We start from the raw sequence: 10,625 nt of genomic DNA on the forward strand, positions 1-10,625 counted from the left end.
CCATGGTGAACATGCGGGGCCCTGTCTGGCCTAGACCCGTTATCTATTTGTGATAGGACGCGAATCTCTATGCGAGATATGCCCTATTTCGGAAGCGGACGGTGAGAGTTCCCACCCTCGGGCTCGGCTTCGAGGGGTTCGCCCGGGACGTTGCGTCAGTCCGGCGCACCGGGCCGGTCCGTGCCCGGCCCTTCGAGGCGGGTCGTGAAGCTGAAGCGGTCGCCCCGGTAGAGGGAGCGGACCCGCTCCAGCGGGCGGTGGTCCGTGTCCCGCGACACCCGGTGGATCAGCAGCATCGGCAGCGCGGGCGGCGTCCCGATCAGCAGCGCCTCACGCGGCGCGGCCAGAACCGTCTCCAGCCGCTCGTCCGCATCGCCGAAGCCGATGCCGAGCCGGTCGTGGAGATGGACGTAGAAGGAGGAGTCGGGGTCGAAGTCCGTGTCGAGCCGTGGCACCCGCCCCACGGTGACGTAGGTGCTCTCAAGCCCGACGCGCTCGTCGTCCGCCAGCAGCACACGCTCCAAGTGCCATACGGGCTCGCCCTGTTCGAACCCGGCCTCCGCAGCAAGCCGGTCGGGACAGGGGAAGCGGTCGAGGCTGATGAGCGTACGGCCGGGGCGCCGGCCCTGACGGCGCACCCCCTCGGTGTAACTGGCCAGGGACAGCGGCTGCTCCAGCTTGGGCCCGGCGACGACGGTGCCCCGCCCGGCCCGCCGCAGCCGCCCCTCCAGCAGCAGCTCGCGCAGCGCCTGCCGTACGGTCTCGCGCGAGACCTCGTAGCGGACCGAGAGGTCGCGCTCCGTGGGGAGTGGTTCGCCTTCGCCCAACTCGTCGAGGAGGCGGGCCAGCCGGGTCTTGACGGCGTAGTACTTGGGCACGCGCCCGTGCTCGGGGATTCCGGAGCGGACGGGTGCGCCGGGCGCCTGGTCGTTGGGGTAGTCCACGGGGGGATCGTCGCAGACGGGCGGCGCCGGGCCGGACACGGTCCGGGTCAGCGGCCCGGACACGGTCCCGGCCGCACGGCCCTTTGGTGTCCACCGGGCTCGTCCGGCACCGGTCGTGGCTGCGGGCGCGCGAGGAAACGGTCACCCCTGGGGCGGCGGAAGTCCGGCGTGCCGGCAAATACCACGCTCCGCTTCGGTGGGGCGACCGCATCCGTTGCGGAAATCACCTCAGCGCCAGGCACCGAGCGGCAGCGCGCGTTGCATGAAGCAACTCCACGCCCCCAGGAGCCTTCCACCGCTTCGGCTCATCCGTCTCCTGCGTCTCAGTTCAGAGACCAAGGTCCCCATGAGACCGATCCGAACAGCGAAAGAAGTCCCCGGTCAGCGGGCGCGGCGGCGGGCGAGGGCCACGACGACCGCACCGCCCAGCAGGCACACGGCCGCCACGACCCCGAGCCAGGTCAGCGCCGTGCGGCCGGTCTTGGCGAGGACGTCGGCCTCGCCGTGGGTCTGCGGACGCGGCGCGTTCGGCTCCTGCGCCCCCAGGCCGTCGGAGCGCCGGGCCTCCTGCGGCACACGTGCGCTCTCGGACCTGCCGTGGATGTCGAACTCGTAGTCGTTGGACTCGCCGACCCAGTCGCCGTCGTCGTCCCGGCGCTGCACGGCCGCGACGTTCAGACGGACACGGTCACTCTTCGTGCCCTCGCTGAAGCCCATCCGTACCTTCACGGTGAGCTTCTTGTGCGGCTTCACGGCGAAGCCGTCGAAATCGTCTTCCTCGAAGACACCGATGTGCTCGCTCTCCTCGGTGGTCTCGAAACTGACGGCCCGCCACCGGCCCGCCTCGACGTCGTAGAACTCCAGCCCGATCCGCTCCTTGTCGAGAGCGCGCTTGCGGTCGACGAGGACGGCGATGGGGTGGATGTTGCGGCACTCGGCGTTCGTCTTGTTGCGCAGATCGAGCTTCCAGGCCGCTCTGTCCGCACCCGCCTTGTATGCCGTGCGGCCGCCGCGGATGCGGGTCGCGAGGGGGAATTCCTCGCTGTTCGGATCACCGCAGTACGGCTCGGCGGACCTGTCGCGCGCCGCGGGCGGCGCCGTGGGGTCCGCGACGGCCGTGGCGGCCGTGGCGGCCGTGGCGGCCGTGGCGGCCGGGAGGAGGATCAGGGCGGCAGGGGCGATCGCGGCCAGGGCGGCCGCGGTTGCGTGTGTGCGCAGACGCATGAGGGACCTTCGTGGGGCGCGGCGATCGGCTGCGCACCGGCGAGCATTCAGGCCGGTGCCTGCAGGACGTTGCCACGCGGGCCCGCGTGACAGGGGGGCGGCGGGCCGCACGGGTGGCCGAATCCCCCTCGATCAGCCGAGGTTGGGCTGATCCGATGGAGGGGGGAGGCGCGCGCCACGGCCTTCCCAACCCCTCGCCCTCCGGGGAGCGACGCACGGGGAGGGAGGCGCCGGGGAGCGGGAGGCGCCCGGGGAGGGACGCGCCGGGCCGGGGAACGCGCGTGGGGGCCGGCGCAGCAGCCGCCGAGGGCGGTACCGGAGCCGCGCCCGGCGGGGACAGCTCCGTTGGATCCTCGCCGCCGTGGAGGCGGGGATCAGCACGACAGGGGCAGACACATCGTGTGCGTACCCGAGTTCGCCAAGCTGGGCCTGCTCGGGGACATGAAGACGCTGCTCCCCGACTTCGACAAGCTCAGGTTGAAGGGGCGCCGACCGGAGCATGCCCAGCGGCCCAAGGCGGCTCGGCCCGGCCGAACAGTGGCGCCAGGACGAGTTGAGCCGCCCCGAGGACGACCGCCCGCTCTCCGTCGGGAGCGACCGATACCGGCACCGTACGCCCGGCTCCCGCTCCCTCCCGTTCGGCACGCTCGGCAACGACGGCTGCCATGCCTCGTACGAACACCTCGGCGTCGGCCACGGCGATACGTCCGCCGAGCAGCACCCGGTCGATGTCGAGCAGACCGACGAGGTCGGCCGCCCCCGTGCCGAGTACCCGCGCCGCATGCTCGGTGTCGCCGCGCGCCACGGCCGCCAGGCACAGCGCCTCGATGCAGCCACGGCCGCCGCACTCGCACGGCGGGCCGTCGAGCTGGATCACCTGGTGCCCGAACTCCCCTGCTGCGGTGCGGCTCCCCCGGTACAGCCCGCCGCCGAGGACGAGCCCGGCTCCGAGGCCCGTCCCGACGTGGAGGTACGCGAACGACTCGTGTGCGCGGCGGCCGCCCTCGCCGCTTTCTTCCGAGCCGCCGAGGTGGCCGCCCTCGCCGCCTTCACCGGAGTCGCCTCCCTCGGCAAGGTCTCCATCGGCGGATCGGTCACGACGCTTGCCGCCGTGGGCCCCGGGCTCGGCACGGCGCAGCGCCACGCCGAGGGCGGCCGCATTGGTGTCCTTGTCGAGGACGACCGGAAGACCGAGTCGCGCGGCGAGCGCATCGCGCAGTGGAAAGCCCTCCCACTGCGGCAGGCCCGTGACACGGCCGAGCACACCGCTGCGGTGGTCGAGCGGCCCGGGGCATGCGACGCCGACGCCGATGACCGGCCCCAGTGCGGAGGCGGAGGACGGACCGGTCGCGGACTCGGGGGATGCGCCCGCCGCGGCCTCATACGACCCACCGGCATCAGGCCCGTACGACCCACCGGCCTCAGGCCCGTACAACTCACCGGCATCAGACCCGTACAACCCACCGGCATCAGACCCGTACAACCCATCGGCCTCTGGCCCGTGCGACGCAGCGGCCCCGCCCTCGTCCGGGGTGTCCGTCTCCCGATCGTACGACCTGCCGGAAGCCGCGACCGAACCGTCCCGCAGCAGTTCCCGCACCTCGGTCACGGCCCGCCGCAGCACCGCCTCCTCGCCCGCCCCGAAGTCGAAGGGCACGCGCCGCACCGCGACGGGCTGGCCGGTCACATCCGTGAGGGCCGCCGTCAGCTCGTCCCGGTCCAGGTGCAGCCCGACCGCGCTGCGCGCGCCGCGCACCAGCCGCAGCACCGTGCGCGGCTTGCCGCCCGTCGAGGCGCGGCGGCCCGCCTCGGCCGCCAGGCCCGACTGCCGTAGCCGCGCCGTGATCTTGCTGACGGCCTGAGGGGTCAGTCCGGTCCGTTCCGCCAGCTCCAGGCGGCTGATGCCGCCCTCTCCGGCGGCGCGCAGCAGATCGAGCACAAGCGCGGCGTTGTGGCTGCGCAGTGCGGGCAGATTGGCTCCGGAGTCACCCCTGTTCACGCCGCCATTCTCCCTCCCGCTTGCAGTTTGGCAACACCGTTGCTTAAGTTGCTCCATGACAGGCAACCCGGCAGGCACCCCCGCCACCAGCAGTTCCCCGGGCACCGGCGCGTCCTCCGGCCGCGGCGCGAGCGGTCCGTTCCGCGTGGGACTCGTCGGCTACGGCCTTGCGGGCTCCGTCTTCCACGCCCCGCTCATCGCCGCGACCGACGGCCTCGCCCTCGACACGGTCGTCACCTCGGACCCGAAGCGCCGGGAGCAGGCGCGCGCAGACCACCCGGACGTGAGGTTCGCCGACTCGGCCGACGAGCTGTGGCCGCGCGCCGCCGGGGACGGGGCGGGCCGTACGCGCCGGGACGACGCCCTCGACCTGGTCGTGATCGCCTCCCCCAACCGCACCCACATGCCGATCGCCACGGCCGCGCTGGAAGCCGGCCTTCCGGTCGTCGTGGACAAACCGGTCGCCGGGACGGCGAGTGAGGGGCGTTCCCTGGCGGCGCTCGCCGACGAACGCGGTCTGCTGCTGTCCGTCTTCCAGAACCGTCGCTGGGACGCCGACTTCCTCACCCTCCGCAAGCTCCACGCGGACGGCGACCTGGGCACCGTCCAGCGTTTCGAGTCCCGGTTCGAGCGATGGCGGCCGCAGCTCAAGGGCGGCTGGCGCGAGTCCGGCGATCCGGCCGAGATCGGCGGGCTCCTCTACGACCTCGGGAGCCACCTCGTGGACCAGGCGCTGGTCCTCTTCGGCCCGGCCGTACGGGTCCACGCCGAGTCGGACGTCCGCCGCCCCGGCGCCGAGGCCGACGACGACACGTTCATCGCGATCACGCACGAGAACGGGGTCCGTTCGCACCTGTGGGCCAGCGCCACCGCCGCCCAACTCGGCCCCCGCTTCCGTGTCCTGGGCAGTGCGGCGGGCTATGTGAAGTACGGGCTCGACCCCCAGGAAGCCGCCCTCCGCGAGGGCCTGCGCCCCGCGCCCGGCTGGGGCGCGGAGCCCGAGTCGCTGTGGGGGCGGCTTGGCGCGGGCGAGTCTCCCCTGACCGGCGGCGGCACACCGGTGCCCACGGTCCCGGGCGACTACCCTGCCTATTACGCGGGCGTCGCCGCGGCCCTCCGCGACGGCACCCCGCCGCCGGTGACGGCATACGAGGCAGCGGCGGCCCTGGACGTGCTCCAGGCAGCCCGCGTCTCGGCGCGGGAAGGCCGCACGGTCACGATCGGAGGTGACGCCTGATGGCTCAGGCACCGTCGGATCGAGAGAGTGACGCGGCCCCGGGCGATGCGCCGCACACCGCGGGCACGGACGCCACCGCGGGTACGGACGCCACCGCGGGTACGGCAAGCACCGGGGGCACGGCAAGCACCGCGGGCACGGGCGGACCGACTGGGGACAGTCGACCGGCCACAGGCACGGCCGGACCGGCGGGGGGCGGTGGACCGGCCGCGGGCAGTGGACGGGCCGAGAACGGGCCACCCCCCGGCGGACCGAGCGCCCCGCTGGAGCCCGAGGCCTCCGCCGATCCGCGCGAAGCGGCGGCCAAGCTGATCCCGGAACTCGAAGCGCAGGAGCGGCGGCTCGTCCTGCAGTCCTTCACCCACGAGCACGCCTGGCACCTCGGCTCGATGCTGGTCGAGCTGGCGCGGCTGCGTCACGCCCCCGTCGTGGTGGACATCCGGCGTGGCAGGCAGCAGCTCTTCCACTGCGCGCTGCCGCGCTCCTCGGCGGACAACGACGCGTGGATCGACCGCAAGCGGCGCGTGGTGGAGCGCTACGACGAGAGCTCGTACCTCGTCGGCACCCGGTTCCGCGCCAAGGGCACGACGTTCGAGGCGTCCTCGCGACTGGACCCCGACCGTTACGCGGCACACGGCGGTGCCTTCCCGATCACCGTCGAGGGCGCGGGCGTCATCGGCACCGTGACGGTCTCGGGCCTGCCGCAGGCCGAGGACCATGCGCTCGTGGTGGAGGCGCTGGAGCGCTTCATCGCCGCGGGCCGCATCGAGGGCGTCACCCACTGAGGCGTTCGTACGGGTGCCCGCCCGTACGCCCGTCGTGACGGTCACGACGTTCGTACGGGCGCAGAGCCCGTCGCACCGGGCACGCACAGGCGCACCGGGCTTCCGCAGGCGCACCGGGCTCGTGCAGGCGCAACCCGGCGCCTGCGGAAGCCCGACCACATCACCTGGACGCGGTACGGCTTCGCTAGGCCGCCTTCAACTCCTGCCGCTGGCAGCCCAGTCCGTCGATCTCGAGCTCGACCACATCGCCCGGCCGCAGGTACGGCTTCGGGTCCGGGTGGCCGAGAGCCACGCCCGCGGGTGTGCCGGTGTTGATGACGTCGCCCGGGTAGAGCGTCATGAACCGGCTGAGGTAGCACACCACTTCGCCCACCGGGAAGATCTGGTCGGCGGTCGTGCCGTCCTGCATGACCTCCCCGTTCACGGTCAGCCGCAGCCGCAGCGCCTGCGGGTCGGCGATCTCGTCGGCGGTCACGAGCCAGGGCCCCAGCGGATTGAACGTCTCGCAGTTCTTTCCCTTGTCCCACTGGCCGCCGCGCTCGATCTGGAACTCCCGCTCGGAGACGTCGTGCGCGATCGTGTAGCCCGCGACGTGTGCCTGGGCGGCCTCGGGGGACTCCAGATACCGGGCCGTCCGGCCGATGACGACGGCAAGTTCGACCTCCCAGTCGGTCTTCACGCTGCCGCGCGGCACGAGCACCGGGTCGTCCGGGCCGACGACGGTGTCCGGCGCCTTCATGAAGACGATCGGCTCGGTGGGAATCCGCGCGCCTGTTTCCCGCGCGTGGTCGTGGTAGTTCAGCCCGATGCACACGATCTTGCCGATCCGGCCGACCGGCGGGCCGACCCGCAGCCCGTCGCCGTCCAGTACCGGCAGCTCTCCACTCGCGGCGGCGGACCGGAGGCGTGCGAGCGCCGCCTCGTCCGCGAGCAGCTCGCCGTCGATGTCCCGCACCTGATCCGACAGATCCCGCAGGCTGCCGTTACGGTCCTGCAGCGCCGGGCGTTCCGCTCCGGCCATTCCGACACGCAGCAGCTTCACCGTCACACTCCCGTGGTCGTGTGCCGCCCCGGCGAGCCGCGCTCGCCGGAACGGCCCGGACGATGGGTGCGGCCACCGGCCGAGGATGGTGCGATCCTCCAAGGCCGGTGTTCGCTCCGCAAGACCCGGTTCACGTACTGGACCACTTGACCGACCGGGCCACTGATCGGCTGGACCGCCTGGGCCACTGGACGGGCGGGGCTGACTGGACCGGCTGGACCGGCTGGACCACCAAACCGGGCTGGGCCGTCACCTCGGGGCTACGGCTCCGTCAGCGCGGCTCGTCGCGGCTCCGTCAGCGCGGCTCGTCGCGGTTCCGGCAGCGGGGCTCGTCGCGGCCCGGTCCCCGCGGTGCAGCCAGGCCCTCTCCGCGGCCGACCAGGCCGTGGTCAAGGGGCGGAGAGGAACGCGCGGCAGAGCAGCAGAACCGCGGCGGTCGTGTCGGCCGCGGTCAGCGCCGACGCGACGCCGCTCTCGGCGAGGAGCACCCCCGAGAATGAGGAAGGACAGCAGGCCGACGTACGCACGCCAGCCGCGCACACCACCGAACATCGGGCTCCTCTCCCCCGGACCCCTCTCCATCACCGGGAAACGATCCTGACTGCCGCCCCTGACAACGGAAGTGGCCGCCCGTTCCGCAAGCGCCTCCTGAGGCCGACGTGAGAGCACGCCGCCCGACCCTACTCACCTCCGGCTGAGGCGCGGGACCGGCCTCGGCGCCTCACTGACCACGCACCTCCGCGCGCTGCAGCCGCCCCCAGACGACGAGACGGTACCTGGACGTGTACTCGGGAGTGCAGGTGGTGAGCGTGATGTAGTACCCGCGCTCGTCGAACCCGTACCGCGGACGCACCGAGCTGCGCGGCACCGCGTCGATCACGCTGCCGTCGGCGGCGGAGGTCTGCGGCAGGGTCTTCGCGACGCGGTAGGTGAAGCGGCCCTCGCCCGTATCGACGCGTACGACGTCGCCGGGGCGCAGGCGGCTTATGTACCGGAACGGCTCGCCGTGAGTGTTCCGGTGCCCGGCAAGGGCGAAGTTCCCGGGCTGCCCGGGCTGGGCGGTCTCCGGGTAGTGGCCGACGTAACCGCGGTCGAGGACTCCGGACTTGCTGATGCCCTGGGCGATGGGCGCGGTGACGCCGATCCGCGGAATGCGGAGGACGGCGTAGGCCTGGTCCCAGCGGGGCGGCGCGGACCGTGCCCTGCCGGGGCCAGGCTCCGGAGCCGCCTGGGCCGCCCGTCCCACCGGGGGCACTGAGGACTCGGTACCCGGGCCGGGCCCCCGGCCCCACTCCTCCTCCAGCGCGTGCACCTGGCGCTCGGCACCGGCGCGAGCCTCGCGATTGGTCCACCAGAGCTGGTGGACGACGAGGAGCAGGACGACGAGACCGAAGGTAATGGCGGCCTCGGCGGATCCCCACAGGACGCGGGCGAGCAGCATTCGGGAACCGAACTCCCCCTGCAGTAACCGCTGTTGGGCCCTGCGTTCCGTACGACGGCCGGCGTCCTCGTTCGCGTACGCGCCGACGTACGCCCGCGCAACCGCGTCGGCTCACGCACCCGCACCACCTCCGCCCTCCCGGCGGGCGCACGATAAGCCCTCCCCCTTGAGGCCGCCAGGGATGCCGCGGCTGCTGTCGGAGCGCGGCCGCACGAAGCGCCGGTCCGCTCACCTGCACCACCGGGGACGGCTGCGTGCCCGTCGCAGTACGGTGTGCGCATGCCGCAGGAGACCACCCCCGCCCACCACGCGTCCGAAGCCGAGCGCCTGGAGCGCATCGCGCTGAAGTTCCCGCAGGACGGCGAGCAGTTGCTGCTACAGGCAGCGGCCCACTGGGAACTCGCCGACGAACGCCCCCGGGCCAGTACCCTCTACGACCGGCTGCTCGCCGACAGCCCAAGGAACCCGCTCCTGATCAAGGCGCTCAACGCCGCGAACCTTTGGGAGCACGGCCACGAAGCGGAAGCGCGCGTCCTCATCGACGGCATCCGGGCCGCCGCGCCACGGGACCCGGCACCGTGGGAGATCATCGCCGAGACCCTGGAGGCCCACGACGAGCTCCAGGCCGCCCACGACTGCTTCACGGCCGGAGCGTCCCATCTGATCGACGGCGACGAGGTCCCGTACGAAGCGGGCCTGCTGCTGACCGGCCGCCACCGCGTCCGCCGCCTGCTCGGCAATCCCCACGACGCATGGGACGCCCTCGCCGACGCCCAGCACTCGGGGGACATCCCGCTGGACGAACTCCACGACCCCAAGCGCCTGTGGGCACTCGGCTCGGAAGACCCGGCCGAACTCCGGGCCGAGATCGACCGCCTCCGCGCGGAACTGGGCGAACGCCGCGCCGCACTGTCCCGCCCGTACCCGGTGGCGGTCCTCCACTGGCCGGAGGCGGAACTCACGGAACTCCTCGCGGCCTACCCGACGTTGGCGTCCGAATACCCCTCGCACGAGGAACACCTGACCCGCATAGAGTCCGGGCTCCGCGACCTCTCGTCGACGATGTCGAACCAGACGTTCGGCATCGTCACGGGCACGGTCCCCTCGTACGAGGCCTTCGCGGCCGCGGAACAGACGACCCCGGACGCCGCGGCCCTGCTCCCGGAATACGCCACCAACCTCGCGGCCCGCGGCCGCGCGACCCCGTGGCCTCCGGCCCGGAACGCCCCGTGCTGGTGCGGCTCTGGGCACGCGTACAGGGCATGCCACGGCACGCCGCCGACGGCCTGAGAGGCGCGCCCGGCCGCCACGTACCGTGCGGGGGACAGCTCGCGACGATCCCGTGCCGTCCCCGCGATCCAGAGGAGCCGCCGGCACCTGCGGGGCCCCACGCCTCACAATGGTCGTGTGCAAGCGATCCCCTCCTCACCGTCCGTTTCGGCCCGCATGAGCCGCCAGGCCAGTAGAAACACCACGCCTGAGCTGGCCGTACGTCGACTGCTGTACGCCGCGGGCCACCGCTACCGCCTGCATCGCCCCGTTCCCGGATTCCGCCGTCGCACCATCGACATCGCCTTCCCCGGGCCCAAGATCGCCGTCTTCCTCGACGGCTGCTTCTGGCACGGCTGCCCAGAGCACGCCACCCACCCCAAGGCGAATGCCGAATGGTGGCGGCAGAAGCTGGACCGCAACATGGCCCGGGATCTCGAGACGACGCACAGCCTGACGGCGGTGGGCTGGACCGTCCTGAGATTCTGGGAGCACGAGGATCCCGTCGTGATCGCCCACCGCATTGCAGCTGTTGTGGCCACTGCCCGACGGGCTTGAGGCCGCTCCGATCCCGGCCACTGCCAAGGGTGTCCCCATTACCTTCTTCGTGGCCCCGCAATGGGGCTCCCGGCCTCTGGAGCTGGCATGACTGGGTCCCCCTGTCGAGTGCATGGCCTGGGGGGT

At 72.8% G+C, this 10,625-nt stretch carries 9 protein-coding genes; 4 read left to right on the forward strand and 5 right to left on the reverse strand.

The features are described from left to right. Window positions 1–155: 155 nt before the first annotated feature. The 3 genes from AB0M26_RS22925 to AB0M26_RS22935 form a co-directional block, all read right to left on the reverse strand. Window positions 156–944, reverse strand: coding sequence for a GntR family transcriptional regulator (locus tag AB0M26_RS22925; protein ID WP_365263675.1), 789 nt, complete (start codon window positions 942–944; stop codon window positions 156–158). A gap of 381 nt (window positions 945–1,325) precedes the next feature. Beyond that, window positions 1,326–2,168, reverse strand: coding sequence for a hypothetical protein (locus AB0M26_RS22930; protein WP_365263676.1), 843 nt, complete (start codon window positions 2,166–2,168; stop codon window positions 1,326–1,328). Window positions 2,169–2,640: 472 nt separating this feature from the next. Next, window positions 2,641–4,167, reverse strand: a complete 1,527-nt coding sequence (locus tag AB0M26_RS22935; protein ID WP_365263677.1) for an ROK family transcriptional regulator — start codon at window positions 4,165–4,167, stop codon at window positions 2,641–2,643. A gap of 55 nt (window positions 4,168–4,222) precedes the next feature. Between AB0M26_RS22935 and AB0M26_RS22940 the strand changes: the two genes are divergently transcribed. Beyond that, entirely contained in the window at window positions 4,223–5,404 is a 1,182-nt protein-coding gene (locus tag AB0M26_RS22940; RefSeq protein WP_365263678.1) for a Gfo/Idh/MocA family oxidoreductase, read from the forward strand. Between the two features lie 263 nt (window positions 5,405–5,667). Then, on the forward strand, window positions 5,668–6,189 hold the full coding sequence (locus tag AB0M26_RS22945; protein ID WP_365263687.1) for a heme-degrading domain-containing protein: 522 nt from the start codon (window positions 5,668–5,670) through the stop codon (window positions 6,187–6,189). Window positions 6,190–6,373: 184 nt separating this feature from the next. Here AB0M26_RS22945 and AB0M26_RS22950 read toward each other — a convergent pair whose 3' ends face one another. After that, window positions 6,374–7,231 carry a fumarylacetoacetate hydrolase family protein gene (locus tag AB0M26_RS22950; RefSeq protein ID WP_365263679.1) on the reverse strand — a complete coding sequence of 286 codons (858 nt, stop codon included), beginning with the start codon at window positions 7,229–7,231 and terminating at the stop codon, window positions 6,374–6,376. A gap of 721 nt (window positions 7,232–7,952) precedes the next feature. Then, on the reverse strand, window positions 7,953–8,672 hold the full coding sequence (locus tag AB0M26_RS22955; RefSeq protein ID WP_365263680.1) for a class E sortase: 720 nt from the start codon (window positions 8,670–8,672) through the stop codon (window positions 7,953–7,955). Between the two features lie 279 nt (window positions 8,673–8,951). Between AB0M26_RS22955 and AB0M26_RS22960 the strand changes: the two genes are divergently transcribed. Together AB0M26_RS22960 and AB0M26_RS22965 are read left to right on the forward strand one after the other, a co-directional pair. Beyond that, a complete protein-coding gene (locus AB0M26_RS22960; protein WP_365263681.1) occupies window positions 8,952–9,962 on the forward strand; it encodes an SEC-C domain-containing protein in 1,011 nt (336 codons plus the stop codon). A gap of 156 nt (window positions 9,963–10,118) precedes the next feature. Then, the gene (locus tag AB0M26_RS22965; protein ID WP_365263688.1) at window positions 10,119–10,499 is read left to right on the forward strand and encodes a very short patch repair endonuclease; all 381 of its coding nucleotides are present in this window, start codon (window positions 10,119–10,121) and stop codon (window positions 10,497–10,499) included. Window positions 10,500–10,625 lie beyond the last annotated feature (126 nt).

This window comes from Streptomyces sp. NPDC051776, from assembly GCF_040681345.1.
Taxonomy (GTDB): domain Bacteria; phylum Actinomycetota; class Actinomycetes; order Streptomycetales; family Streptomycetaceae; genus Streptomyces.

Bases quoted from the DNA above. Each gene is read 5' to 3' on its own strand.
- AB0M26_RS22930 (WP_365263676.1), bottom strand. From the start codon at position 2,168: ATGCGTCTGCGCACACACGCAACCGCGGCCGCCCTGGCCGCGATCGCC.
- AB0M26_RS22940 (WP_365263678.1), top strand. From the start codon at position 4,223: ATGACAGGCAACCCGGCAGGCACCCCCGCCACCAGCAGTTCCCCGGGC.
- AB0M26_RS22955 (WP_365263680.1), bottom strand. From the start codon at position 8,672: ATGCTGCTCGCCCGCGTCCTGTGGGGATCCGCCGAGGCCGCCATTACC.
- AB0M26_RS22960 (WP_365263681.1), top strand. From the start codon at position 8,952: ATGCCGCAGGAGACCACCCCCGCCCACCACGCGTCCGAAGCCGAGCGC.
- AB0M26_RS22965 (WP_365263688.1), top strand. From the start codon at position 10,119: ATGAGCCGCCAGGCCAGTAGAAACACCACGCCTGAGCTGGCCGTACGT.